At 61.0% G+C, this 25,162-nt stretch carries 22 protein-coding genes and 1 pseudogene; 6 read left to right on the top strand and 17 right to left on the bottom strand.

The genetic code is table 11. The features are described from left to right. Positions 1-34 precede the first annotated feature (34 nt). Together AC51GR_RS19135 and AC51GR_RS19130 are read right to left on the bottom strand one after the other, a co-directional pair. The gene (locus AC51GR_RS19135) at positions 35-715 is read right to left on the bottom strand and encodes a DUF2290 domain-containing protein (protein ID WP_496326220.1); all 681 of its coding nucleotides are present in this window, start codon (positions 713-715) and stop codon (positions 35-37) included. Then, a complete protein-coding gene (locus AC51GR_RS19130) occupies positions 690-2,840 on the bottom strand; it encodes a DEAD/DEAH box helicase (protein WP_496326219.1) in 2,151 nt (716 codons plus the stop codon). The genes AC51GR_RS19135 and AC51GR_RS19130 overlap by 26 nt, the downstream gene beginning before the upstream one ends. A 592-nt stretch (positions 2,841-3,432) precedes the next feature. On the opposite strand from AC51GR_RS19130, the gene AC51GR_RS19125 reads away from it, so the two are divergent. After that, entirely contained in the window at positions 3,433-4,101 is a 669-nt protein-coding gene (locus tag AC51GR_RS19125) for a hypothetical protein (protein WP_496326218.1), read from the top strand. 129 nt (positions 4,102-4,230) lie between these two features. Then, positions 4,231-4,545, top strand: coding sequence for a hypothetical protein (locus AC51GR_RS19120; RefSeq protein ID WP_496326217.1), 315 nt, complete (start codon positions 4,231-4,233; stop codon positions 4,543-4,545). A gap of 84 nt (positions 4,546-4,629) precedes the next feature. On the opposite strand, the gene AC51GR_RS19115 is transcribed toward AC51GR_RS19120, so the two are convergent. After that, the gene (locus AC51GR_RS19115; RefSeq protein WP_496326216.1) at positions 4,630-5,016 is read right to left on the bottom strand and encodes a hypothetical protein; all 387 of its coding nucleotides are present in this window, start codon (positions 5,014-5,016) and stop codon (positions 4,630-4,632) included. A 405-nt stretch (positions 5,017-5,421) separates the two neighbouring features. Here AC51GR_RS19115 and mobC point away from each other — a divergent pair, with 405 nt between their 5' ends. From mobC to AC51GR_RS19100, 3 genes are all read left to right on the top strand, one after another. Further along, on the top strand, positions 5,422-5,826 hold the full coding sequence (gene mobC / locus AC51GR_RS19110; protein WP_496326215.1) for a plasmid mobilization relaxosome protein MobC: 405 nt from the start codon (positions 5,422-5,424) through the stop codon (positions 5,824-5,826). Continuing rightward, positions 5,823-7,484 (top strand): relaxase/mobilization nuclease domain-containing protein, encoded by a 1,662-nt coding sequence (locus tag AC51GR_RS19105; protein ID WP_496326214.1) that lies wholly within the window; start codon positions 5,823-5,825, stop codon positions 7,482-7,484. The genes mobC and AC51GR_RS19105 overlap by 4 nt, the downstream gene beginning before the upstream one ends. 236 nt (positions 7,485-7,720) lie before the next feature. Then, positions 7,721-8,404 (top strand): hypothetical protein, encoded by a 684-nt coding sequence (locus AC51GR_RS19100; RefSeq protein ID WP_496326213.1) that lies wholly within the window; start codon positions 7,721-7,723, stop codon positions 8,402-8,404. Between the two features lie 826 nt (positions 8,405-9,230). On the opposite strand, the gene AC51GR_RS19095 is transcribed toward AC51GR_RS19100, so the two are convergent. After that, complete coding sequence (locus AC51GR_RS19095) at positions 9,231-10,343, bottom strand: three-Cys-motif partner protein TcmP (protein WP_496326212.1); 1,113 nt, start codon at positions 10,341-10,343, stop codon at positions 9,231-9,233. A 181-nt stretch (positions 10,344-10,524) separates the two neighbouring features. On the opposite strand from AC51GR_RS19095, the gene AC51GR_RS19090 reads away from it, so the two are divergent. Next, the gene (locus AC51GR_RS19090; RefSeq protein WP_496326211.1) at positions 10,525-11,274 is read left to right on the top strand and encodes a DUF5131 family protein; all 750 of its coding nucleotides are present in this window, start codon (positions 10,525-10,527) and stop codon (positions 11,272-11,274) included. A 212-nt stretch (positions 11,275-11,486) separates the two neighbouring features. Here AC51GR_RS19090 and AC51GR_RS19085 read toward each other — a convergent pair whose 3' ends face one another. The 13 genes and pseudogenes from AC51GR_RS19085 to AC51GR_RS19025 all read right to left on the bottom strand — a co-directional run bounded on the left by AC51GR_RS19085 (position 11,487) and on the right by AC51GR_RS19025 (position 25,109). Continuing rightward, positions 11,487-12,314 (bottom strand): hypothetical protein, encoded by an 828-nt coding sequence (locus AC51GR_RS19085; RefSeq protein WP_496326210.1) that lies wholly within the window; start codon positions 12,312-12,314, stop codon positions 11,487-11,489. Positions 12,315-12,331: 17 nt separating this feature from the next. Beyond that, the gene (locus tag AC51GR_RS19080) at positions 12,332-13,156 is read right to left on the bottom strand and encodes a hypothetical protein (protein ID WP_496326209.1); all 825 of its coding nucleotides are present in this window, start codon (positions 13,154-13,156) and stop codon (positions 12,332-12,334) included. Then, a complete protein-coding gene (locus AC51GR_RS19075) occupies positions 13,153-13,755 on the bottom strand; it encodes a DUF2742 domain-containing protein (RefSeq protein WP_496326250.1) in 603 nt (200 codons plus the stop codon). The genes AC51GR_RS19080 and AC51GR_RS19075 overlap by 4 nt, the downstream gene beginning before the upstream one ends. Beyond that, positions 13,732-13,959, bottom strand: a pseudogene (gene nrdH / locus AC51GR_RS19070) (glutaredoxin-like protein NrdH); the annotation flags it as partial. The pseudogene nrdH and the gene AC51GR_RS19075, both read right to left, overlap by 24 nt. Before the next feature lie 16 nt (positions 13,960-13,975). Then, complete coding sequence (locus tag AC51GR_RS19065) at positions 13,976-14,524, bottom strand: DUF4913 domain-containing protein (RefSeq protein WP_496326208.1); 549 nt, start codon at positions 14,522-14,524, stop codon at positions 13,976-13,978. A 115-nt stretch (positions 14,525-14,639) separates the two neighbouring features. After that, entirely contained in the window at positions 14,640-16,193 is a 1,554-nt protein-coding gene (locus AC51GR_RS19060) for a type IV secretory system conjugative DNA transfer family protein (RefSeq protein ID WP_496326207.1), read from the bottom strand. Positions 16,194-16,478: 285 nt separating this feature from the next. Next, the gene (locus AC51GR_RS19055) at positions 16,479-16,991 is read right to left on the bottom strand and encodes a hypothetical protein (RefSeq protein WP_496326206.1); all 513 of its coding nucleotides are present in this window, start codon (positions 16,989-16,991) and stop codon (positions 16,479-16,481) included. Then, complete coding sequence (locus tag AC51GR_RS19050; RefSeq protein WP_496326205.1) at positions 16,988-18,952, bottom strand: transglycosylase family protein; 1,965 nt, start codon at positions 18,950-18,952, stop codon at positions 16,988-16,990. Before AC51GR_RS19050 ends, AC51GR_RS19055 begins: the two co-directional genes overlap by 4 nt. A 14-nt stretch (positions 18,953-18,966) precedes the next feature. Next, positions 18,967-20,385, bottom strand: coding sequence for a putative type IV secretion/conjugal transfer ATPase (locus AC51GR_RS19045; protein ID WP_496326204.1), 1,419 nt, complete (start codon positions 20,383-20,385; stop codon positions 18,967-18,969). 224 nt (positions 20,386-20,609) lie between these two features. After that, positions 20,610-22,115 (bottom strand): SCO6880 family protein, encoded by a 1,506-nt coding sequence (locus tag AC51GR_RS19040; RefSeq protein ID WP_496326203.1) that lies wholly within the window; start codon positions 22,113-22,115, stop codon positions 20,610-20,612. After that, a complete protein-coding gene (locus AC51GR_RS19035) occupies positions 22,112-23,575 on the bottom strand; it encodes a hypothetical protein (RefSeq protein ID WP_496326202.1) in 1,464 nt (487 codons plus the stop codon). Before AC51GR_RS19035 ends, AC51GR_RS19040 begins: the two co-directional genes overlap by 4 nt. Beyond that, positions 23,572-24,441 carry a DUF8175 domain-containg protein gene (locus AC51GR_RS19030; RefSeq protein ID WP_496326201.1) on the bottom strand — a complete coding sequence of 290 codons (870 nt, stop codon included), beginning with the start codon at positions 24,439-24,441 and terminating at the stop codon, positions 23,572-23,574. Before AC51GR_RS19030 ends, AC51GR_RS19035 begins: the two co-directional genes overlap by 4 nt. After that, positions 24,438-25,109, bottom strand: coding sequence for a DUF8175 domain-containg protein (locus AC51GR_RS19025; protein ID WP_496326200.1), 672 nt, complete (start codon positions 25,107-25,109; stop codon positions 24,438-24,440). Before AC51GR_RS19025 ends, AC51GR_RS19030 begins: the two co-directional genes overlap by 4 nt. Positions 25,110-25,162: the final 53 nt, after the last annotated feature.

The raw sequence follows: 25,162 nt of genomic DNA, 5'->3' as shown, positions 1-25,162 counted from the left end.
CACGAATACTACATGATCAAGCGTGCTCAGATGACTACCATGAGATATGGATTCTATCCGCATGTGCTGGATCGAGGCTTATGCCACTGGTCGGCCCTCTCGAAGTCTTGAGTTCGCGGAGCTTTGTGTGGACAGCCCACTGCGTGGGGTAGAAGTTCTGGAATACGAACCGGACGAACTCGCCGAGAGGTAGCCAGGTGCGACATGGGATCCTGCAATGAACTCCACTTACGGTCAGGTGGCTCTTTGGATGTTCTACGCTGGCAGCTGCCGGATCGAAATCAAACCGGATTGGAGAGCTCAGAGATACTTCCTGGGCACTGAACGGCATCTCGGTTAGATACTCAAGCATGCCGAATTCTTGGAGTATCTCGTCGTCCACAGGGACAGGGGCGGGAACGAAAGCTAGCCGATGGCCTGCGACGTCCCCGTCCTCAATCCAATAGGTAATTTGCAGAAGCGATCCATCCATCATTAGTGCGGAGTACGAACCCTGTTCGATCCACGAAATGTAGTCATCGAACTTGGTGTGCCGGTCGTGGTGAAACAGCGGAGCGGACTTCTTCGTTGGTTCTTGCCAACTTACCCTGACGCGGGCCGATCCCGTGATCGAGATGGGATTTACGATGTAAGCGAGGTTAGAGTCAACGAGATATGTAAGCAACTCGTCAATATCACGACGGACTGTTTCATTCGAAAGGGTCGTTTTTGACACCGGCTTGTCTCTCCATAAGTTTGCCAAGTAGCGTTTTCTGTTGAGGAGTTAAGTCGTCAAAGGTTAGGGAGCCGCGATTGATTCTTTGCAAAACATCTTCAAATTCTGCAAGCACCTTGTCTGCTTCTACTTCGCTTCGGCTTCGCTCTTTATTTACAGTTCGGAGATGCTCGAGAGCGTCGCGAGTCGGAAGTGAGAACTTAAGTTGGTAGTCGTTCTCGTAAACGGCATTTATTTCGTTCTGTAGCGCCAAGAAGTTATCACCAACTCCAGTTATTCTGAGCCAGGCGCGGCTTCTTGTGAGCGCGGTAAAAATTGTGTTCCTACGTGTAACTCGGTTCGTGCCGCCGTTTGCATACTCGCAGTCCACTACGTACACCATCGCGGCTTCATTGCCTTTTGCGCGATAAATGTGAGTAACTGCAACTGAATTAGGTTCGAATATCGAGTCTATGTCGGATGTGTGACCCGGCATATGACATGAAAGACCGTGGGTTGCCAGAGCCGCTCGTAATGAACTGAAGCGGGACTTCGCGGTATACGTGTTGGGCAGGACGATCAGAATGTCGTCGATTTCTAGTTCGTCCTCCGTGAGGTTTTTCTTGATTTCGGAGGATATCCACAGGTCTTGTTCAGAAGTGGTGGCGAACCTATGGCTGATCGCGGCGTCGCGGGGCTCTAGAAGGTTGCCAAAAAACGCGGGGCTATTCTTTTTTCCTCGACGGAGCGTGACTGCTTCTCCGAGCCTGAGGTCGCCACTGGTGACCTCGTAACCGATTTCTTCCCATAGTTGTGGGTTGTCAAAGTGTTGGACTAGGCCGCCGTCGCGGTAGATTCCGAAGCCGAGTGCATGCGCAATTGTTAGCGCCCATGGCGTATTTCGGTAGCAAACAGGCAACACAATGTCCTGCCTCGCCTTGCCTGCATCATTTCTGAGTTCAATGACAGGCTTTCCTTCGTTGTTGCTGCCGAACATGTCGATCATAGAAGGCATGCTGGACTCGGAAAGTATTTGCAACTCGTCGTACGCCCATACTATTCTTTTTGGGTTACGAGTAAACATCCAGATGAGTCGAAAGAACTCGGCAGGTAGATCCTGTGCTTCGTCAATTACGACCGCGTCAAATATTGGCGCCGGCTCGTTCTGCTCGCACCATGTCAGCAACTCCCGGCATATGCCGGAAAATGCTCGATCCATTCCGTACGTACGTCTCGCATACCCAAAGTCGCGCAGCGGTGCACCTACACTCGAGGCCATTTGCTGATACATTCCCTGGCGGCGAGAGGAGCCCCAGGCATGCATTATTCGTAGATATTCCGTGTCGACGACATCTTCTCCGTGCGCGAATGTGAAGCGTGTCGCTAGGTCTGTTAACTGCTGGTAAAGCGCGCGGCTTTGGAAGGTGACAGCAATCTTCCATTCAGGATGTTGAACATGCCAATATGCGGCTTTCAAAGCGAGGACGATTGTTTTTCCAGATCCCGCAAGACCGCGTATTCTCTGTGGTCCGTCCGGACTTTCGATGGCCGCCTGCTTTTGCCATTGGTCTAGATTTGCAATTTCCTTTTCGATTGTCTTCAGGATACCGCCACGAGACGTTGCGATAGTTACGTTTTCACGCTTTCGAGAAGGTTTGATCGTAGTCACGCGTTGGAGAGCGCTTTCGAGAGCTATGTAAAGGGCGTGGTCGATCGGGGTGGAAGGGATCCGGGATCCGAGGTCATCCACCTCTACGAATATTACGTCAGCGATTTCTGAAGGTGCCGATGTTCCAGGAGGGACCACCGTGAATGTTGAAATTGGTATGGCAAAGTTGCGGCCCCGTCGAAGCTGCGTGTAACGACTGAGGTGGCTTTCGAGGGCTGCGTACATCTGGTCTTGATCGTCTGCCAAACGTTGCCACCCGTCAGCGTTTTGCGGAGGGTTCTGGGCGATCGTAACGGCCAAGAGACCAACAGTCGGACTGACAAGCAACACGTCGACAGGGATACGTCCGTCTATGCCAGCTAGGACCGGGTAGCCGACGTAAGCGGTTCCGATATCGATCGTACGTTCGAACTCGCTGACAATTTGCTCGGCGAGCTGGGCGTTCGGTACGTCGCCTCGGACTACTGAGATAGTCATACGCTGATCATCGCACGGTCCGGAGTTGGTCTTGTTTGGACCTGACGGATCCCTAGGGCCGCTGAGTACTGCGTTGTGAGTCGTGACCGATTATCGGCGGATTGGCCATTTCTGATGATGGAGGCAGGACCGCAATTCACCTAGCTCGCGGCGGACTTGTGGGTTCTAGACACGACGTTAGTCTTGTCGCTTTCTAAGTGTCGTGTAGAAGCACTGACCTTCTGGTGCGCAGCTGTTGTGGCAGCGTGGTAACAAGGCTCGGTGGCGAAGATGTTGGAGATACTGCTGCTGTCAGCACTCGTCGCGGAGCGCCTCCGGCGCACTGTGACCGGCCTTCGGCCGGATGTTGCATTCTTGCCCTTCTGGCCTTCCGATTCTGGCCGGCTTCGTCCGCCGCACAAGACTCGACTCCGCTGCGCTCCGGCCCGATGGGCTCGGAAACTTTTTCAACCCGCACTCGGCTTCGCCTCCCAGAAAAACTTTCCGCTCGAATCTTGTGCTCTGTCCTCCTATCCGGCCCAAATCTCCCTCGCCAGAAGGGCAAAAAATTGGCGGACAGCGGGTCTGCCGCACCGAGGCCGGGAGGGTCACCATGAGCACAGGCAAAGCGCGAGAGTTTTCGAAGGAGCAACGTCGGATTGCGGGGAGCCGTCCCGATCACAACGCGACTCCGCTCCCATTGCGGACAAACGGCGTCGTCACGAACGTCAACCTCACCGCGTGCGGTGAGCAGAGCAGTCGAATCAAAGTGGTGGCACCCGAAACCCGCGTGGCCATGCTGCAAGTGGAGTTCCCCGGTGTGACGATGCAATTCACCAGCTGCGAACAGGTACAGCTCGTGCTCGGGCTGTTCGCGATCGCCCGACAGGCTCGAATGGGCATGAGCAAGCTGCACAGGTTGCCCGGAGTCATGGCAGAGTCCAACGTCGAAGTCCAGACGACCATGATGTGGACGCGGGTACCGATGGGCGCGGCAGCACGCGACCAGTTCACACATCCAGTCACGCAAAGGGTATCGCCGTACGTGCGCCTGACCATCGCACCGCTCACGTTCGCCCTGATGGATACGACAGCCATCGAGACCATGGTTGCGGCGATGAAGAAGGCGCATAGGTTGGCCGTTGCCACCTTCGACGACGGCGAAGAGTTCTCACGCAACTCGGCCGCACCGAGCTGGCGGCCGCGAGCGCAGCACAGCTACCGGATCACCGGCACCGGCTGGCTCACGCGCGGCCCGACCTCCGAGAAGAAACCCGACTGATTCCGCTATCCCCAGACCCGGAAGTTATCCACAGAAACGGGTCTGCGGATGGGCGATTGCCGCGCGGCCTGGGGGCCGCGCGGCATCCTTGTCAGTGCGAAAACACTCGCCACCCGACAGGAGTACGTCATGATCTGCTGGAGCATCACCGCCCACGTCGCCACCCACCCCGATCAAGGGATCCTCGATGCCGGAGCCAACCCCACGTACAGCGACGCCCATCGTTCCGCCGGAGACGCAGCGCTCGTCGCGCTCGGGGTCCTCGCCCGCGAGTTCCCGAGGTCCTGCCCGTTTGTGACGATCAGCGTCGACGACATCCCGCTATTGCTCGCTGCTGCTGGGGCAGACGCCAGCGGTCAGGTGGAAGTAGGGACGCTCATTGCCGCCGTAGCTGAGGTCCGCGAGACGGGTGTCGCGTGGCGCCCGGCTCCGATGGGCTTCTGAGTAGACCAGGCTTGCGGGTTGGTTGGTCCCAGACTGCGGGCGGTGTTCGCTGAGGACCCCAACCTTGGATTCGCACAGACGAATTTATGCGGTCACACTTGCTGGCCTGTTCGGGGCTGATCCTTCGGGTTCCGTTGCTGGCGTCGTGTCGGGCTTTTCCGCTGACCTGCCGTTGACGGGACCCTTGCCCCGCATCTTGGTTTGTGTGCGGCGCGCCCTCGGCTTCCTGGTGGAACCGACCGGGTCCACTCGCCAGTCGCTGAGTTCAGCGTCAGAGAAGCCAGCCTTCTTGGCCTGGGCGAGTGCGCCGCCCAGCTGTCGGCGACGTTCAGAGTCACGAGTCAGAAACGCTTCGCGTTCTTCGATGATCTCTTTGTGGATCTTCTTCAAGGTATGAACCGCGGCGATCTTGCGCTCTGCCTCGTCGCGGATGCGTGCTTCAATTTCAGATGCGGGAACGGATAGATTCATGGACTCACGGTATCGAGTTGAGTAGATTCGTGAACGTTCACTCGCGGCGTGTTGTTTTGTTTTACTGCAACTGTTTTCGGTTCTCGGATGAGATCGTCGGGTAACGTCCCTGTCCGTCCAGTTGGTCCAATTGGAAATGATTTGGTCTGCGGTGCAGCGGGTTTCGAATCGTGGTTGCGGACCGGTGCCGGTTCCTGGGTGAACTCCGATTCGATGAGCCTGTTCGCGGACGGCGAGTTCGCCTTGCTTGCAGCGTGCTTCGTCGAATTCCTGCCCCGGGCGGAGCAAGCTATAGAGTTAGGTTCCCTAAGTCGAGATCCCGAGCGCTTCGCTCCGGGATCTGTCGCACCACGGTGCTAGTCTCCAGTTACTGGAGTCGCCGCGCTGGGCCGAAGGGAGGTAGCGATGACAGAGGAAGTCCAAGCCCCGTCGAAGCTGCCATCACGCCGAAGGTTTCGGCGTAAGAACGTGATCGGTGGTCGTTCGATCCCACACAAGGTGATGGTTTCGCCGGGGGAGGAGTCCATGCTGGCGGCGCGGGCGTCTGCGGCACGGGTGACGATTCCCCGGTTGCTGGTCGAGGCGGCACTGGCTCCTCGAGGTGAGACATCCACGCAGCGCTCCGATCTCGCAGCCGCGATGTTCGCGTCGTATCGGATGCTGGCGTCGTTGGCGAACAACATTAATCAGATCGCGAAGGCGACGAACTCAACTCGCGAGGTTCAACCGGACACCGACGCTGCGCTGGCTGCGGTGCGTCGGGCTGCTTACCGTTTGGAACGGACACTGGACGGTTTCGAAGCGCGATGATGCCGAACGTGACGCGTGGCGCGAAGATGACTGGACTGATGAAGTACCTTGTCGGTCCGGGGAAGGCCAACGAGCACACCGATCCTCACCTTGTGGGCGGCGATCCGGCAATCATGGCGTGGCATGACGACGCCACACTGTCGATGGACGCTGCGCGGGACGTGGCACGGCAGCTTGATCAACCACGTCGGGTCTATGGCACGAACGTGATGGTTCCGAAGCGGACGATGGGCGACGACGGCAAGTGGCGCGCGGACGGCCTGCGGGACGGTAACGTCTGGCACTGTTCGCTGGCGCTGAAAGCCGATGAAGGCCAGATCACGGACGATAAGTGGTCTGACATTGCCGACGACTTCATGCGCGAGATGGGCTTTTCGGAAGATGGTCTGTCGCCGGCCCGCTGGGTGGCAGTGCGGCATGGTCTGAGTGCCAACGGAAATGACCACATCCACATCGCCGCAACATGTGTACGCGAAGACGGCACCAAGGTTGCACTGTGGGATGATTGGAAGAAGAGTCAACGCGCAGCCCAGGCGTTGGAGCGCAAGTACGGCCTGGTCGTGACTGAAGGCCGAGCCTCCGGCATCACCAGTAGGGGATACTCGCGTGCCGAACGCCACAAGGCTGCAGGCAAAGGTGGCGAGCCGGCCCGTATGACCCTCGCGCGCGATGTGCGTGCGTGCGCGTCGGCCGCGGTCGACGAGGCGGACTTCGTTAGACGAGTACGCGCCGAAGGAATGCTGATCCGGCCCCGGTTCGCCGCGGGTACGGAGGACGTAGTGACTGGGTACTCAGTTGCGTTGGCGCCGAAAACAGTAGACGGGCAGCGCGATTTCGCTGTACGCCCGATCTGGTTCGGTGGCGGCCAGCTGTCGAAGGACTTGACCTTGCCGCGACTGCGATCAGAGTTGCCCGACAGCCCGGTCACGGCTCTCGCTGCGGTTGCTGAGTGGCGTCGTGCGAAGCGCGAGCGGCCGCCGATGCGCGGACCAGTGAGCCGTACTGCTTCGCCAGAATTGTTGGCTGAGGCGGAACGAGGCCTTTGCCGGTGGACGACCTACCTCAAGTCGCTTCCGCTCGACGACCGCGCAGAGTGGGCCCGTGCCGCTGGCCAGGGTGCTGGCGTCTTCGCCGTGTGGTCGGCCAGGGTCGAGCCGGTGCCTGGTCCACTTGCGTACGTTGCCGATTCACTCGCTCGTGGGGCCGGCATCCAGTCACACCAAATGGTGCCGAACCGCGCGGGGAGAGTGAGGCTCGGCGGGGTGGCGCTTCTGCTGATGACTACCGGTAATCACGTGAAACCGGTTGTCGCGTACACGGTGCTTATGCGCCAACTACTAGCAGCAGTCACGGCCGTTGCCGAGGCATCGGCAGCTGAGGGTGATGCGCAGCGGGCTTTGTCACAACTTAAAGTTTGTCGGGAGCAGGCCGAACTTGTACAGTCCACTCCCGAGATTACGGCTCGCGCGGCGGACGATCGTGCACCAGATTTTCCGAGGGCGCCGGACGGCTCACAGCCATGCTATGGACGGCTACCAGGTTCCGTTCTCCCTCACTCGCTGGAATCCGAAGAGCGAGCGTACGAAGCACAAGGTGCTTCAGTAGGACGAGTCACGCGTAACCAGCTGCGCGACGTAATTCTGGAGAGCGGCAGTTAAGACTTCGTCTGGCACCGGACGGGCGGGTGCGGCTGCGCCACGAATGGCGGCGCGCCCGTACATCGTCCTGCACACCGCACCGCTGTTTCAGCTCGACAACGGACACACAATCGTCTCGACCGATCCGGTTCTGACTGCTGAAGCAGGAGACGGCCGACGACACAATCGGCCATACTTCGGCGATAACATCGATCGAGCAGATGCTCCACCGTCGTAGCGATCTGAGTACATTTCTCGTGCACTTCACTCGTGATATTCCAGGGCAGCAATCTGCTATGGATGCGCTTTGGTCCATTCTCAGCACTGGCCTAATACAGGCGCGGACTCCCTACGGTCTTGCAGCTGGCAGCCTCGACTCAACGGTGCTGGAATCGCAAAAAGTCGTATGCTTCACGGAGACACCACTTGAGCACTCGTGGACGATGACGAGAGAACTCGCGGAGGACCGCAAGATGCGGTTCGCCCCGTTCGGTATCGCTTTTACGAAAGCTTTCGCGAGGCGAAATCACTGCAATCCCGTCTGGTACGTCAATCACACTCCCGGTTACGACTGGCGGACACGCGCCCTGAACTCTGCGATGGTGGTAGAGAAGCGGCCACCGATAGACCCAGAATCCATCTTCCGCGTAACGCCATACATCGAGCAGATGGGAACGTGGTCGCCGGCGAGCCGCAAAGAATTCTGGTGGGAACGCGAGTGGCGCAAGACGGGAGGTCTCGTATTCGGCGGGTCCCACGTGGTCGCTGTGCTCGCGCCATCGGAGCACCACGCCCAAATCCGCTTCTGGATCGACGGCCACTTACCCGCGCTCCGGATCAGATCCTCTCCCCTCCAAGTTTTGGATCCGGAGTGGGGTCTCGAGCGGATGATCGCCGGTTTGTCAGGGGTGGACCCAGCCGACATCGGGCCGTTCCCCTGAGCCCATAGCGCCCGGGCCACCATGTCGACGAGCCCGCACATAGCGCTGACCTAGTCGCGCTCACTCATCATCATCGAAACGACGACCAAAGAGCAGCTGATCGGCTAGGCCGGCGATCTGGCCCGTTCCAGTTCCAGCGATCGTCATGTACTTGGACACTTCTGCGAATACATCCGACGCTGCGATCGAAAGGTAAACTAGAAGAGCGCTTGTGACACAGAAAATCGTTGCCTGAACCAGCCGCCGGGCTACATCGCGGGATACACCAGTCGTTTTCTCCAGGTCGGTTGACGTCTGTTCGACAAACCGCTTAGCTTCGGCGGATTGCGCCTCGAGGTCCGCGCCGAACTGTTCGATGGCATCTTCGCCAACGGTATCGATAGCCTCGCTCGCGTGCCTCAGTGTCGCCCAAGACGCTAGTACTCCGCGTTGATCGCTACTACCCGAGCGGCTCAGTTCTCGAACGCCGACCGGAGGCCTGAGTTTGCAGCGGTCCGGTTTAGGTCATCGACAATACTTCGACTGCAGAAGAGTCTCCGACAGCATTTACGTGGTCCACGAAGACTTTGAAAGCGCCCGATTCAGCGGACGTATTCACTTCGCGAAGACACTCAACCAGGTCCCCGAAGACTCGCCGCCAGCGGCTTTGGCTACGCGCATTATCCGCTCGACCTCGCGAGGGGGGTACCGTCGCGTTGCTTCGTCAGCCTGTCGCTGCATCCGCGCGATCTCGTGTGGCGAGGGAAGGTCTGTCATTCGTCGAACTTATCCGTCGATCGCGGCTACCGCCCATAAGAATAAATATGCCCCAGTTCGATCAGAGTTCTCACTTTGGCAGTTCGACGACGTCGGTAAAAGATAGTCGCGAGCTGTTCGAGTGTGGGATGGTTCGTGACAATTGGCCATCGGCGACCATTTCTCGAACTACTGACGCGGCCTGGCTCTCCTTGTACACGGTGTTGTGCAGCGCGAACTTTCGGAGCTTGGCGATTGTTGATTGATTGTCACGGACCGTGCCGAGATGGTCGAGGATCAACCGCTTGAGTGGCGCAGTATTCGGTTCGATCTCAATCGGAAGGGCTTCCTGGTTGGGGTCGCGTGGGTCGCGGTAGCCAACGCCAGCGACATCGTCGACTTCCCACATCGCCTCCTTCATTTTGGTCAGGCCCTTTTCGTGAGTCGTTCCGAACACAAGGAACAGGGACTGGCCCCGCTTGTCGATGAGCTCAAAGTCCAAAACGAACTGGAATCCCGCCTGTTGTATCGTTCTGCGGTATCTCTGGAGCAGCCAGCGGTCCTTGTTCGTAGCCCGCTCCTTGGTGACGGCACGCCAACTGTTGTCGCCGAACACTCGGTCTCCGTGGTCGATGGAGTCGACCGAAGCGAACCGTGCGAAGTACTGCGGCTGCATGGTGATGATCACCTCGCTGCCAGGATTCTGGGCGATGCGCCGGACGAGTTCGAACGAGATCGATCCGCCCCACGTGTCGAGCACAGCGAGGATAGGTCGGCCCCATGCTTGTTCACGGGTCAGGACGCGTTGCAGATCTGGCTCGCATTCGCCCTTCTCCACGGATACGTGAACGCCGTAATCACTCAAGTCGGCAAAACGAACCGGGGTCGTCGCTTTCTCAAGCTCTTTTGGAAGCAGGTCGATGCAGCGTTGATCGTGATCGATGAATACGAAGCGGATCCCGCTGTCCCTCACCCTGTTTCGAATGTCTGGTTTGTCGACGAGCGCCTTCAATGCAATGACCGGCGACCCCGGCGACCCATCCAAGTAGACCCCTGGACCCGAAAACCCCTCCGCATAGGTGATGTTCGCTCCCCAGCCGGTAACCATGATCGGCATCCATTTGTCGAGATACTGGGCGTACAGAGCGTGCTTCGCCTTGGTGTGTTGATCGGCTTCCCAAGGTACGGAATTGCTGCCTGCCATCGTGGTTCACTCCTGTCTGAGCACGGCAATCCAGGTCTGCTCGGCGTCATTTTCGGCATAGGGCATGGCAAGTGCGCTGACGCACACCGCACTCCGGAGTGATTGTAGAGATGCCGACCCCGAGACTGCAGCCGTGAGGGTGCACAATAGTAATCAAACACAAGGCATGGATGGGAGATACATGGCAGCCGGCACCGCCATCGAGTGGACAGAGGTTACTTGGAATCCCGTCACCGGCTGCGACCGAATCGCCGCTGGGTGCGACAACTGCTATGCCCTCGCGCTCGCGAAACGTCTCAAGGCGATGGGAGCCGAAAAGTACCAGAACGACGGGGATGCTCGGACCTCCGGTCCTGGCTTCGGCGTCACTCTCCATCCGGGTTCATTGCAGCAGCCACTGCGATGGCGCGCACCGAAAGTCGTGTTTGTGAACTCGATGAGCGACTTGTTCCACGCCAAGGTACCGATCGAGTTCATCGGAGACATCTTCGACGTGATCCGTGAGACACCTCAGCACACGTACCAGGTGCTGACCAAGCGTGCTCGCCGAATGGCGAGGGTTGCAGACAAGCTCGACTGGCCCGACAACCTGTGGATGGGCGTCTCCGTGGAATCGCACGACGTCGTCGATCGGATCGACAGTCTCCGTAAAGTCCCGGTGTCCACACGATTCCTGTCTTGCGAGCCGCTCATCACTGCTCTGCCCGCGTTGGACCTCGGCGGTATCGACTGGGTGATCGCCGGCGGCGAGTCCGGCCCGCGTGCACGCCCTATGGACCCGTCGTGGGTCGAGGACATTCGTGATCAATGCCTTGCGGCCGAAGTCGCGTTCTTCTTCAAGCAGTGGGGTGGGCGGACACCTAAGGCGAACGGCCGCGAGCTCGATGGGCGCACATGGGACGACATGCCGGAGCTCGCTGCGGCACTCTGACCCGCTACGGCCCCTAGTCTGCCGCACAGTCGCCACCCGTGCGGATGCCGGACTGGCCGATCACAATGACACCAGTTGGCGTCACCATCCCGGGGGGCGGTGCTCTGTGGATCGGGACAAACTGGCGGCTTGGGGCCGTGACCGTCAGGAAGTGTGTCGTTGAGGCCGTCCTTCCTCGCGCAATCTCGGGTTATGTATGTGACATTGGGCGGTCACCCACGCTCTGCTGCCTTGCCGGCCTGGATCCCATTTCGACGTGTGGAATTGATCACGGGGGAATCGTGGTCCACCAGCCCAGCGGCAGCGGGATCCGGAAAGTCTGAGGTGACTGCGTTGACGATGCGGTACTCCCGGCGCCGTTCACGGGCGCTCCAGAGCACCTCGTGACCCATTTCGTGGTCAGTGTCGAGAGTGTTGTCGTATCGGGGTTCGGGTGGCACTCCGGTCGCCTCGACCGAAATGATCTGCCGTTGAATATTTCTGGCGGCGTTGGTAAATGCGTCGCCAAGCCCATGTAAGTATTCGGAACCCCTGGTCGAGGTAGGTACGCCCACCTCCGCCTCTTCCTGGAGGTATTCCATTTCCGAGAGGGCTTGCTGACCTTGGCGCGCGAGGTCCATTGCGAGCAGCTCCAGTGAAGCGACGGTAGGGTGCGATGACCGTAGTGCTGACACCTCGGCACGCAGCTCCATGATCTCTTGACGGGCTTGACGTTCCTCTAGGTTGGCGGTGTGACGGGCTTTTGTCGCTGACCCTGCAAGGAGCTGGTTCAACTCAGCGCGGGGGCCGCCTTCGAGCCGGGTCGGGCCATTCGCGATGGATTCTGGATCGACGGCCCAACCGTCCCTGGCTAAATCCTTCACCGGCGTGCTGGTGCGGACGCTCCAGGTGCGTTCGTCGGTACGCTCGGCAACGTCCAGACGGACGAAGGTTGCCGTGATCGCATAGCCGTCTTTGGTAATGCGGGCGGTAACATCCACAACCGCGGATCGGTCGGGCAGTTCGTAGTAGTCACCGAGAGCGAACGGGGACTGTGACATTGAGTTCCACCTTTCAGCTACCGACCGCGGCTGTGTTGGCGACCACGGATGCGAGTGAACTTGTTCTTCCGGCCTGTTGGTGCACGTCTCGGTCCACTGCTCGAAACGGCAGCTTCCGGTGGAGTCGCTTGGTCGAGGTCGGCGGCGAGTCGCGCGGCGGTGGCCTCGCCGTCGACACCTTGCCTCTCTAGATGGCCGCGGAGTTGATCGCGTCGTTCGGCTGAGTCGTAATCGCCCTGAGTGACAGCAGGATCCGTGTGGCCCTCCTGGCCGGCACCAGTCGAGGTTGCGCGCTGGTTGTCCGCGTCGAGGTCAGCCGCCTGTGTCGCTTTATCTTCGGCTTCCGATTGGCGGAGGAGCGCGACAGCTACCGCCTCGTCGGCGCTGGAGCGGACTGCCTCCGTAGCGGACTCGTTGTGTTTGGTGTCAGCCCTGCGAAGCAGGCCCTGGATATCGCTGCGGGCAGCGTGTACTTCGGCGGGCGTGATTCCATACCGTTGCTGGATTTGTTCGTCCATATGTTGCCGGGCCATGGCAGCAGCCGGCGACTGCTGCTGCCACTCGATCACCGCCCGGTAGGCGGCCGCGACTTTCATGGGATCGGCGTCCTGCCACCATTCACGTCGGTAGATACGCGTGAACGACGCTTCCGCGCTCTTCTGTTGAGCCACGATGCGGGCGTTGAGTTCTCGGCGTGTCTGCTCGCTTTCGGCCGCGGCGTTTCGACTCCGTTGTTCGCGCAGCCGAGCCTGGCGCTCGGCGATCTGGCTGGCTGCGGCAAGCCCGATACGCATGGACGTTGTGAAGTGCTGCAGTGCTTCGTCTACTTCGGAGGATGTCATGCGGGTGACCTGCCTTCGATTGTTCTCGGTTGGGGGATACGGGCGAGGACCGGGCTTTGTGACGGGTCGTTCGGGACGCCGTCCTGTGGCTCTGGTGATGGGCTGGAGTCGAGCGGAAAGTCGCTGCGCTCGAGATACTGTCGCGCCGCTACGGCGTCGGCGGAGGATCCGTAGCGAATACGTTGCAGCTGTTCGTGGTTGGCGCGATTACTCAGTGGGTGTTCACGCATGTACTCGTGCACGGACTCGTTCGCCTGGGCGACAGCACGCTGATATTCATCCCGCTCGATCTCGATCTCGCGCTGCATCTCAGCTGGGATCCGTGCTTCGGTCAGGGCTTCACTCAAACCGGCTTGGAGAGCAGCGGCGAGTTTTCGCGGGTCTGCGTCCTCGAGTTCGGTCCATTCCGTACTGCCGAACGGGGGAGTGCGACCACCGGTTTCGGCTGCAGCGGCGATGACCGGTCTCATCCACGTCCGCACTGCTTCGAGATCAGGCGGATGGTACTCGGGTATGGGAACGCCGGCGACTACTCGGTGCCCGTCGTGAGCGGGCTCCTGAGGCGCGACTGCGGACTCCGTGGATGCGAGGTCCTTGATTCTCTCCGGCCGGAATCCGGACCAGTGCGCGGTAGTGGTGACAACGACTGGGGCCTGCAGGTATCCCAGGCTCATGACGTAGTCGCGTGCTTCTGCATCGGTGGTGATATCGACAGTCTCGTAGCCGATCTGGGACTTCTCGAGCGCTCGGAATGTGGCCTTGCACTGCACGCAGCCGGGTTTGGTGTAGACGGTGACCTTCATGACTCGACACCCCCGTTTACCCGACGCCCACAGTGTGAGGCAGGGCCACAAACATCCCGTTGGGCTCAGCCGTCACCGGCAGGGGCTCGATGTGCCCGGGTTGACCGGGCGTCTTGTGGCCATCACGCACTGAGCAGGCTTTGAACGGGCCGTCCGGATCGAAGAGCTTTTCCATGTGGTGATCGGCGTGATCGCGCCACCACACGCTCATCCCTGTGGATGGGCTCAGTCGCAGGTGTTCCCAGGAGCGCCACAATGATTCGAGCCTCGATGTCGCTTCGGCATGCCGCCACCACTCCGGGCACCACCGTCTACTCAAGCCTTCGGTGACTTCCCGTCGGTAGGTCGGAGCGAGCTTGTCGGTGACGAACTCAGATAGCGAGTCGAAGATCAATTGCGGTGGTGCAGATTGTGAGGCGGCGTCCGGGGTCGTTTGCTCTGGTTCAGGCGGCGCGAGCGTCAGAGCGAGCTGCTCGATCACCAAGTCATCGGACAGGGTGCTGATCTGGTCCTGGATGTTCTTGGTGATCTCCGATTGAAAGGCTCGTTCGACCGCCGCGTCCACGTGCGCGCGGATCCTTTTGCGCACTGCCTCTCGAACGAGCTCGCCGGCTTCGGCGCCGACGTCGATTTCGATTCCATCCATGGTGTTCTCCTTTGAGTAGTCAGATGGTTGGGGGCTATCGCGGACCGGGTAGGTAGCTCCGTGGCCGCTGTTTTGGCTTGGTCTTTGTCAGGTCGGCAGAGCCGTACACGAATGCCCGTGATGAAGCAGGCTGGGACACAGAAGTTTTTGTGGGGACGGCAGCTGAGGCGCTGATGTCGATAGAACCCTTGACATCCGCCGCGTAGGGCTTGGACATCCAGGGTTCGGTGCGCACGATGGTGGCACGGTTTCCGGAGGATGACACCAGGGCGCGGCCGCGCGGCCACTCGGTGAGGTTCGCGGTGGTGAGGATGCGTTTGGAACTGATCTGGCGACTCACCGAGCCGCCTCCGCGGCCGGACGAGATCGATGACGTCGCGTATTCGTGATCGCCGACAAGTTCGGACAACTCCCGCAGGAATTCGGTCTCGGAGACACCGCCGCCGTAGGTCTTGATGTTGGCCGCGGACCACAGCTTCTTCATCCCGCCGAGTCCCCAGCACTCCACACCCTGAGACCAGGACTGCAGGATCGTCTCGAGGACGATCCCTCTCGATCCGTAGTGGGAGTACAGGTTTGGTAGCTGAGGCCACCGGACGATGTTGGCGGCTTCATCGAGGGCGGCAACCAGCGGTATCGAGAGCCGTCCTCCGGGGGATCGTATGGCTTGGCGTTCGGCTTCTTCGATCACCGCGACGGTCAGAGCCGCGACCAGTGGACCACCAGTGCCGGCACCTTCCTTAGACAGCAGATGGAGGGTGTGGTGATCGCCAACGAGTTCAGCGACGTCGAGGTGGTGACGTCGGCGGCGTCCGTCGTCGGTCACCCACTCGTGGAAGGCGCGCAGACGCAGGCATCCGGCCATCTTCTTGGCCGTGCCGAATACGCCGGCACGTTGGCGGTCAGGGGCGGCGATCTGGGAGGCGAGGCCATCGGCCATCAGCTCGTAGCCAGCTCGACGCAACGTAACCACGGCATCCTGGGAGGGACGCGTGATCCAGTCGTACACAGCGGTGACCGGACGCTGCTCTAGGGCCGCAGCCAGGAGGAGCTGCGCCAGAACATCTTTGCCCTCTGGATCGAAGAAGGCGTCCGTCTTGGCATCGGGTGCAGCTGAGCCGGCCGCGAACAGCTCTGCGAGGTTGATCGCGGTCACGTCATCTGTGACGTAGGACAGTGGGTTCCACCACCAGCTCGCAGGTTCGCCGACGAGCTCCTGGGGGTCGAAGACCCAGACCGGTGCGGTCCTGGCCTTGACGTGGCGGGTTGCGTCCACGAGATCGCGTTTATTGCTGGTCGCGATCACGGTCCCGGGGGCCTCAAGGATCGCCGGGATGACCATGCAGGTTGATTTGCCTGTCCGTGGACCCCAGATGTGAATCTGTGTGTCCTCCCAGGACGAGTACAAACGTTGGTTGCCGTGCAATGCGATGCCGAGAGGCAGGCCGGGGCCGGCAGCGGCGTCGACGCCCATTCGTCGCGCGGATCGGTTTGCTTCACGGGCGGTCAGGGAGGCGATGTGTTTGCCGCGTCCCAGGAGTTGGGCAGCGCCGTCGATGCGCGTGCGTCTTGCTCTGTGTCGCAGCATAAATGCTGTACATGCGGCGCCTGCAACCACGACTGACACCGACAAAAGGACGAAGACGAGGGTGGCCCCGCCATTCCAATAGAGCTGCCGCTGGGCCAACTCGACTACGGTGGTCGGCGGAAACAGTGAGACTTCTTGGTCGGTCCCCAGCATCAGCGCCGCAGTCATCAAGCTCGCGATGACAAAGGAGAGAACGAGAACACCCAAGATCAGAGCGTGGCCAGCGGTTCTATTGGGTTGTCTGGACCGTCCCGGATGAGTCATGACTGTTCCCTTCGGATGGACCTAGATGCGGATGGTTGTGACACGCCACTCGCCAGGCGTGTGGCTGGTCGCGGTGACCCATGCGGTCAATACTTTTGGTGGTTGAGAGTGTCCGTCGACCATGGTCGGCCGCTGGGTGATCTTCACGACCCTCGACACCGAGGTGGGGGTATCGGGTGGATGTTCGTCGCTGACTATCTGTGCCGTCGCGACGATGGCTACACTCCGCCTGGCCCATTGGCCCCATTCGACGGTCCGGGTGAACGGTGCCCCGGTACCTTGCGCGTCGGTCAGTGGTGGTCCCAGTAGCGGGCGTGCTCGGTGGAAAGCTGGTGTGGTGTCAGCCTCCCGCGCTGGGCACCACGTGAACAACCGGGTGAGTGCGGTGGTGATGACGAGTTCGGCATTGCTCGTCGGGTGCGGTGCGGGTGAGAGCGACGGGGATGGTTGATCGGCGGTGTCGGAGCCGCAGCTGACCAACAGCACTGCCAACGCGAAAGCGGCGGCAAGTTGTACGGAGCGGGATGAGTTCATGCGACCCTCTTCACGCGTGATCCGCTCTGGAAGCTGCTGTATTTGACGTTCTCGCCGGCCTGCGGCGCGTGAATCATCTGCCCAGGCGCGACAACGACGCCCACGTGTTCAGGTCCAGTGCTCCCGAACTCGGAGAAGATGAGGTCGCCGGCTTGGGCTTTGTCGAGGGGGATCTCGGTGCCCAGGTTCCACTGGTCGTAGGTTGTGCGTGGCAGTGACGTTTTGTTGCCCGTTCCTTGGAAGACCGCGGCACTGGTCAGTCCGCTGCAGTCCAGGCCGCCGTTGGTGGGGCCGTGGATGTCGCCGCCGCCCCACACGTACGGCGTGCCGACGTATTGCTTGGCAGCCACGGCGATCTGTTTGCCGTGTGGCGATGTGGCGCTGTAGGTGAACCGGCTAGATGCGTTCCGGTCGGCGTACTTCGGCATGTCGTTGATGATCGACCGCACGTACGGGATGGTTTCGGTGACCGCGCGTGGGTAGCTAGGCAGCGAGTCCCGGCCCGGGGTCGGATTGCGGACAAGTGAGCCCTCGCCTGCGTTATATCCGGCCAGGGTCAATTCGTTCGGATCGCCGCGGTAGCTGCCATCTTCCAGTCCTCTGTCAACCTGCTCTCGGATGTAGCAGAGGTAGTGGCCCTCGGCCATGACGGCGTCGCCGATCGAGTTGACGTCGACGATGCCGTTGCTGTCGTAGTCTTTGCCCCATCGAGCCCAGGTGCCGGGGATGAATTGTGCGGGGCCGGCGGCCGCATCCGGTGAGACCGGTGCGTTGGGGCCGTAGCGAAACTTGTTTTCGTGGTAAAGCTGGCTTGCAATCATCGGGGCGCTGACGCCGGGGCACAGAGAACCGGCTTTGCGGATCCACGGTTCGAACTCAGGTGGCACGGAGCCGGCTTTGAGGGATCCGCCGGCGGTGCCGAAGGTGTCGGCCGGGCACGGGGCCGGCGGGTCGCCACCTTGGGTTGCCGTTCCGGCGGCGGCGGCGGCACCCTGCAGCCAGGGCATCGGATCGATGGGGTGCCCGTTGCCTTCAGGTAGCCGTCCGCTAGGCCAGACTTCGAAATGCAGGTGAGCGCCGCTGGATTGGCCGTTGCTTCCGACGTCACCGATACGTTGTCCTGCTTGGACCTTGTCTCCGGTCCGCACTCGCACCCCGTCGTCGTACATGTGGCCGTAAACCGTCGATACTTTCTGCCCGTTGTCGAGTGAATCGATGACGATCCAGTTGCCGAACCCTTGGGCGGGCCCGGCGTCGGCGACCTGTCCATCGAGTGCGGCGACAATCGGATGGCCCAGAGGCGCAGCGAAGTCGGTGCCGCGATGAGCCTCGCCATCGCGGTTGCCGAAGGGGCTGGACACGGTGTAGCCCGGTGCCACAGGGATTGTGCGCTTGCTGGGCGTGACTGCCGCGACGGGTGCGGGGGAGCCTGCAGGCTGAGGTTGGGCGAGGGGTGCTGCGGGCGCACTCGCCGGTCCGGTTCCGGCGCGATCGAAGGTACCCGCGGGTGCAGGCTTCTTGCCCGTCAAGGCCTTGGCTTCTGAGCACGACGGCCACGCGCCCCATCCCTGGCTCGCGAGGACGGCATTTGCAACTTCCATCTGTTGGGCAGGGCTCGCAAGGTCGGCGCGCGCCGCGTAACGCGAACCTCCATGACCTTCCCAGGTCTGTTGGGTGAACTGCAGACCACCGAAGAACCCGTTCCCCGTGTTCGTGCTCCAGTTACCACCAGCCTCGCACTGGGCCATCGCATTCCAGTCGTCCGCGGAGACCACGGCGGGGTCAGCCGATCGCCCCAACGGTGCCGGTGCGACCCCGGCGGCATTGACAACGGTCTGATCGGAGACCGAGGTGTCACAGTTCGCCCCAGGATCCGAGGCTGTGATGACCGCGAGCATGAGCGTCACAACTGTGACCAGCGCCAGGAGCACGATAGCGAGTTTGCTGGTGGTACTGCCCATCTCATCTGCCGCCCCTACCTGGTTACGCGATCGAGTCCGTCGAAGCGCTTGTTGGTGTTGTGAATCCCCGATGCGATTTCGGTGGAGGTGAGTTTGGTGATGAAGGCGGCGCCGGGTCGGCGCCCGATCTTGAGTAGGAACATCCCTCGGCCTGGTGGCGGCTTCTCAAGGTTTCGTTGCACGTCCATGGTGGGAGGCGAACTCCAACCCGAGACCCGAGCCCGTTCCTTCGCGGTGAACGCGATCACCGTTTCCAACGCGTCGATGTCGGCCGGCGTCAGACCGCCGCAGATCACAGCACCGGCGCGCTCGATGAATCCCATCGCACGTTGGCGTTCCTGTTCACTCTTCAACGTGCGCAAATCTTTTGGGGTGTGCGTGATCATCATCAGTGACAGGCCCAGCGTGCGGTTGATGCGGGTGAGAGCGTCGACACGTTCGACCATGCCCGGGCCGGCGCCGAGGACCTGCCACAACTCGTCGAGGACTGCTTGGAACTGACGTTGGGGTCGCAGACCGAGGTCGGAGAGGGTGTGGGCGGCCTCGATGGCGCCGAAGCCGTCATTCCAACACGCGAGGAGCACCGCCGCACGCAGGCGGGAGTCTCCTCGGGCCAGCGCGGAGACGTCAACACAAACCGCGGGAGCGTCGAGGTCGAGCGGGGTGGAGGTCTGTGCCGAGAAGACTCGCCCGACCGGGGTGTCGATCAACGCGCGCAGTGACATTCGCAGCGGGCGCGTGACTTCGAGGTACTGCTGGTGGGTTTCGGCCTCACAGGTGGCGAACAGATCGGGATGCCCATCAGCCAGGAAGCCGCGCAGATCCGTCAACAGCGGCGGGCTATCGGGCCCGAATCGAACATCACTGGTGATCAGCTCGAGTGCGCGGCTCAGGACGGCTTCCTCGGTATCGGACACCGGCCTGTCCTTGCGGACCATAGCAATCAGCGCCCCGGTCATCTCGACCTGGCGAGAGAGTACCTCGGCCTGCACCCGCTTGTACTCGTCGTCGAATCCGTACTCTTTGAGAACAGGGAGGATCGTTCCCAGGGCTCCGACAGCGAGCGGGTTGATCGTTCCTTCACCAGGACCGACTTTGACGACTTGACCGTCCATCTTGTGGATTTGGTCGACGTACTCGCCTTTGAGGTCGCCCAGGATCATCGGTGTCACGCCGCTGGCGATGGCCCCGGTGACCATCTTTCGGCACAGGGTGGACTTTCCGAGCCCTGGTAGTCCCAGGATGAAGACGCTTGGATTCGATATCAGGCTCGCGCGGTGGAACCAGTTGAGCGGGTCGAAGCACAGGGCCTGGCCGGTATCGAGGTTCTCACCGAGATAGGTGCCGATAGTTGGCGTACCGGCACTGACCAGCCACGGCCAGATGCCGCAGACCTGATTGCTCGTCCCTCGGTACTCGGCGGGCTTGTCCACTAGCGTCCAACGCCCACCTCCACGTCCGGGAAGCCCACGAAAACCAAAGGTACGAACCGCCTTCCGTGCAGAGCTGGGATCGCGCTTCGGGCGGCCTTGGCCAGCTTGCACTCTGGTCCCGCCGATCCGGGCAAACCGACGTCGACCTGCGACGGCGGTTGCGTCGCCGACCGGAGCAAGATCGGCGTCGTCTTTAGTGCTCGGTGGCACTGGATGCAACTTCATCACTTGTCCCCGCTCATCGTGAAGGACTGCGGGATGGAGTAGTGATCGGGCAGCACCACACCGATGCCGAGGCCGGCTGCAAAAGCCGGCGCTTGATAGCCGTAGGTGGGACGAGTCTTGATGCGCGCGTTGGCGGTGAGCGACTTCAGGACTGATCGCTGTCGCGGGAGTTCGTCGCGCGACCGGGCGGTGATGGTGATGATGCTGCCGAAACGCACCAGTCCGTGGCCCTCGGCCTCGTCGTCCCGGGCTTTGGCGGCGGCTCGCGACCTTAGGACGGTGGCGGCGGAGGGAACGGCCTTGGTGCCGTTGTTCACGGCGGTCACGGCGTTGTTGTAGTCGCGTTCGGTGATGGTTGCCGCATCGCCAGGGGAGTGCGGTCGGTAGAGCATCGCGAGTCGCTTGCGCGGGAGTTCATGATGTCCCGAGAGCAACCGCCGAAGAATCGTCTCGGTTGTGGCGTTGCCACGTGGTGGTTCTTCCATCGCGAGGACAGCAGATATGCCGCTGTCGTGGGCGTAGCTATCCCAGGACTCTTGCGCTGTGCTCGGTCCGCAGTCATCCCAGGTGAGTGCTTCTACCGAGTCGTCCGTAGACAGAATCTCTTCTACGGTGTCCGCGCAATCCGGATCGTAGGATCGGCGCACAAATCCGGCGATCTCGACCGGTGACATCGGTGATGCGCCGACCCCGCACATCGATAGACCTTCATACATCTCCGGCAGTCGCCCGCCGAGTTCGACCGCCATCTCCGATGGATCGCGCTTGCGTTCAGGTGTGGTGGCCCGAAGCGTCACTGCCAGCCGCGCATGCAGTTGCCATAGGCCAGTTGACTGTTCAGCTCCTTCTCGCATGATCTGTTTGGCCAGTGTTGGAGCGCCGCTGTTCGTCAGTCGGGCTTGCTCGCTGCGTAATCGCTGTCCCGTTTCCGGGATGGTCTCGACCACTGCTGCAACCAGATCAACGTCAGCGTCTTCGCCGAGTATCGAGATGTATTGACCCCAGTTCGCGACGAAGGTGTCGATGTCGTTGGGATCGATGGCGTCGTCGCCTTGTGGTGAACACGCGAAGACAACGGTGTACTGCGCAGTGCGCGGCATGTGGATGATGCCGTAACGGTTACCGAGAGCATCGAGCGCCTCGTACAAGTCGGTGTGGGCAAGAATTCCGGGTAGGCGGTGTCGTCCACCCGGCACCTTGGAGAACGGTCCGGACCGATACTGATGTGCGCCAGTCACTTTGCGCTGAGTCCACTTCATGCGGATGTACACCCTTTCGTATCCGGTGCGACCGCCGAAAGACGTCACCAGAGGCAGAAGCAGAATCGCCCCGATCACGGCACAGATCAGGCCGGCGAGGATGTTGATGAATAGCAAGAACATCGACGCCATCAAAACGCCGATCATGACCATGCTCGCGCCCCAGGTCATTCCAAAGAACCCAGCGGATCGTGGCCGGATCCAGTTCCCGTACCGAGGGCGGGAGATCGCTGTAACCGTCGTCATTTACGCGAACCTCCCACTGAGCCGGACGGGCCGTCTCCGCCCGACGAGGAATTGTTGGTGGAGGAACCCTGTTCGGCGGCGCGGTCGATTGCCTTAGCTCCTGCGGCAACTGCACTGGCCGCGACGGTCGCTGCCGCTGCAGCGGGATGGGCGCCCGAAGCTCCCTTGCCGGCTGCTGCCGGCACCGAGCCTGCTGGTCCACCATTGGTCGCAGCCGGCGCGGAGCTTTTGGTTGGTTTGCTGCCCGTGGAGACGTCGCTGCGTGTGTTTGTTGCTCCTGACGGTGGTCCTGATGTCACGTTGGTGGCGCCGGAAGATCCTCCAGCACCGCCTTTTCCGGTGCTGGTCATGGAACCTTTGAGTGATCCGATCGCCGCCCCACCTGCGATGGCGCCGCCGATGGCTCCAACGGTCGATGGGCCGTTCCCCACTGATGACACTGCCGGTGCGATGAGGCGCATGAGGGCGGGCAAGGTCAGAAAGCTCATGATGAGCAGGAACATCCCCGCGAGTTGGCTCATCGGGTCGGACTCGTCAGCGCCTGCCCAGATTGCTATCGCCATGCACATGCCTGCGACTGGTTTGAACAGCAGGAATGCGATGGTCCAGGAGATGAGCTTGTCGTAGGTTTGTTTCCCGGTGCTGCTACCTGATGCTGAGGCCGCCACTGGAAGTGCTGCACAGACCAGGATCAGAAACGCGGTTCGGACGACGAACATGGCTGCTTGCAGTAGTCCGGTCAGGCAGATCGCGGCTGCGATGAAGAACATGATCCCGGGCCCGAACGCCGCTGCCATTAGCAGTTTGGTGAGGGCCTTTTCAATACCGCCGTCGCCGGCGGCCTTGTTGACTATCCAGAGGGCCCACGCATCACCACCTTTGGACGCCAGCACGATCACTGTCGGAAGTGTCGCGACGGTGAAGATGACCCGGATGAGTGACTTGTTTGCCTCCCGGACTTCCTCGCCGGCGGCGTGAGCGCGTGCCATGCCTACTTTGGTAATCACCACGAGGAATGACAATGCGGCGAGGAACACCTGAGTTTGCACGGTGTACTCGTTGATTTTCGTGATTAGCCCCTGGCTGGGACCGCCGCCCTCCCCGTAGAGATCGGGGAGCGGGATCTTCATCCACCAGGTCAGGACAACCTTGACGATCTCAGCGGCTCCCGCGAGCATGTCCTCGACGACCTTGCCGAACGCGGAGTCGTAGAGCTTCTCCATGGCAGCGTCAGTACCTTCAGTGCCGGCGGTGCAGGCCAGATCTTTGATGCCGCCCGTCAGGTCACCTACACCCGGAATCATGTCGATCGGTGCGCTGGTGACGGCCTGGCAGGCCTTGTTGAGGTTGCTGTCATCGTCGTCAGCGTGGGCGGCGGTCGTCGGTAAAAGCAGCGCGATTACTGCTAACAGCAGGGAGATGCTTGCAGTCCGCATGCGAAGGGACGTGCCGGCGGTCACCACTGGGTCCACCCTTCGATGGATGCGGTACGTTCGTCCAGCATCTGAGGGCTGTAACCCTTGAGCTTCCAGCTGTCGATTACGTTGTCCCACACCAGTTCAGCTCTGGTGATGGCCCACTGGGTGTTGGGAACTACGCTGCGATCACGCACGGCATACTCGACGACTGAGAATTCAGAGTCGTAGGAGGTCAAGCGGAAGGCGTCGGGTGCGCTGACCGTCGGACCGGCTTCAGTCATCGGTCGATCCGGGCGGCGGGCAAGCTGTTGGTCGAACTGTGCTTGTTCAGCTTCGGTGAGATACAGGAACTTGCGTGCAATCTGTTGTTGCACACCCTTCGGTCCGAGTTGCCGGAACATGAGTTGCCATCCAGCCAGTGCGGATCCCTCGGGCCGACGACTGAATCCGGTCGCTACGTCGCCGTCCCACCTGGTCGGTCCATCACTGGTGGAGAACGGTAGAGCGAAGCCGTAGACCGACTGCCACATCATGCCCTGCGGAGTTACCGGTGGCAGCATGTCTGTTCGGGCGGGTGCCGAGATCTGTTCTAGAAGTTGGCCGTTGGCGTCTTTGGGGACAAGTACCTTGCGTCCCCACATGTCGGCGAGAGGCGCATCGAACCCGCGATTTGCACCGGTCGGTGGCAGGGATATTGGGACGGAGTTGCTGGGACCCAGCGGGCTCAGCGTGTTGGTGGTGTCGTCTTCGCTCGAGCTCAAGACGATTAAGATGGTCGCGCCAACCACCACGACCAGCAAGATCACCGACAATGCCAAGGTCATCGGGGAGGCGTAAAACCACTGAACGATGCCGCGGTGTGCAGCGTCATCGGAGCGGCCGCGGCTATTGTCCTGCCCGGCGCTCATGGCCCACTTCCAAACTTGGTGAACCCGTCGAGGGACGACATTGGGATTGGGGAGTCACCAACACCATCGACAGGGAGAAGGAACATCCAATCGTCGGGTTTGTCGTCGAAACCCCGAACCCACCGCAAGATCAACTGCTTGCTGGTGAGCTGTCCGTTCTGTTGGACTGCGACGCGGACCTTTGCTTCAGCGTCGGTGTAGCTGTCCCAGCGATATCCGACGTAGGCCGGGACCTGTGCTGGATCGGGAGCCGTGGTGATGCCGACAGCCGCTCTGGCCGCTGCGAATCGATCTCGGCCAGCTCCTGGCGCGATGAGGGCGTTCACTACAGCTGGCCAAGTGTGATCAGGTGCCAGGGACAGCCGCGCTTCGGCCTGCAGGCCGGCGATGAGTGCTCCCTGCGGGGTGTGGGCGTATCCGTGCGGTGCTGTGTCGTAGGCAATTGCGGGACCGTCGTCCTGGGAGAACGGCAGCATCACCGATTGGTATGTCCGCCAGGAGACGGTAGGCACTCGTTCAAGGTTTGGCGCAGCTGGTGTGGACGATTCAGGTGCGGGACTATCGATGTTGCCGCACGCCACCAGAGTGGCGAGCAGCAGGACGAACGCCGCGAGGACGATGCCCGGCTGGCTTCGGAAGGAGGGGTTGATTTCGGTGCTGTGAACCATCTTTCGATCACCTGTTGTAGAAGATCAGATAGAGAAAGGTCGGAAGACCAGAC

The sequence above is a fragment of the Williamsia sp. z71 genome (assembly GCF_059553375.1).
Note: the sequence above shows the minus strand (reverse complement) of the source record. Positions and strands in the feature narration are given on the sequence as shown.

What these genes read in the sequence shown, in the direction of transcription:
- AC51GR_RS19025 (WP_496326200.1), bottom strand. Translation starts at nt 25,109, where the DNA reads ATGGTTCACAGCACCGAAATCAACCCCTCCTTCCGAAGCCAGCCGGGC.
- AC51GR_RS19090 (WP_496326211.1), top strand. Translation starts at nt 10,525, where the DNA reads ATGGCAGCCGGCACCGCCATCGAGTGGACAGAGGTTACTTGGAATCCC.
- AC51GR_RS19115 (WP_496326216.1), bottom strand. Translation starts at nt 5,016, where the DNA reads ATGAATCTATCCGTTCCCGCATCTGAAATTGAAGCACGCATCCGCGAC.
- AC51GR_RS19060 (WP_496326207.1), bottom strand. Translation starts at nt 16,193, where the DNA reads ATGCTGCGACACAGAGCAAGACGCACGCGCATCGACGGCGCTGCCCAA.
- AC51GR_RS19030 (WP_496326201.1), bottom strand. Translation starts at nt 24,441, where the DNA reads ATGAGCGCCGGGCAGGACAATAGCCGCGGCCGCTCCGATGACGCTGCA.
- AC51GR_RS19130 (WP_496326219.1), bottom strand. Translation starts at nt 2,840, where the DNA reads ATGACTATCTCAGTAGTCCGAGGCGACGTACCGAACGCCCAGCTCGCC.
- AC51GR_RS19125 (WP_496326218.1), top strand. Translation starts at nt 3,433, where the DNA reads ATGAGCACAGGCAAAGCGCGAGAGTTTTCGAAGGAGCAACGTCGGATT.
- AC51GR_RS19040 (WP_496326203.1), bottom strand. Translation starts at nt 22,115, where the DNA reads ATGACGACGGTTACAGCGATCTCCCGCCCTCGGTACGGGAACTGGATC.
- AC51GR_RS19055 (WP_496326206.1), bottom strand. Translation starts at nt 16,991, where the DNA reads ATGAACTCATCCCGCTCCGTACAACTTGCCGCCGCTTTCGCGTTGGCA.
- AC51GR_RS19095 (WP_496326212.1), bottom strand. Translation starts at nt 10,343, where the DNA reads ATGGCAGGCAGCAATTCCGTACCTTGGGAAGCCGATCAACACACCAAG.
- AC51GR_RS19080 (WP_496326209.1), bottom strand. Translation starts at nt 13,156, where the DNA reads ATGACATCCTCCGAAGTAGACGAAGCACTGCAGCACTTCACAACGTCC.
- AC51GR_RS19120 (WP_496326217.1), top strand. Translation starts at nt 4,231, where the DNA reads ATGATCTGCTGGAGCATCACCGCCCACGTCGCCACCCACCCCGATCAA.
- mobC (WP_496326215.1), top strand. Translation starts at nt 5,422, where the DNA reads ATGACAGAGGAAGTCCAAGCCCCGTCGAAGCTGCCATCACGCCGAAGG.
- AC51GR_RS19050 (WP_496326205.1), bottom strand. Translation starts at nt 18,952, where the DNA reads ATGGGCAGTACCACCAGCAAACTCGCTATCGTGCTCCTGGCGCTGGTC.
- AC51GR_RS19085 (WP_496326210.1), bottom strand. Translation starts at nt 12,314, where the DNA reads ATGTCACAGTCCCCGTTCGCTCTCGGTGACTACTACGAACTGCCCGAC.
- AC51GR_RS19105 (WP_496326214.1), top strand. Translation starts at nt 5,823, where the DNA reads ATGATGCCGAACGTGACGCGTGGCGCGAAGATGACTGGACTGATGAAG.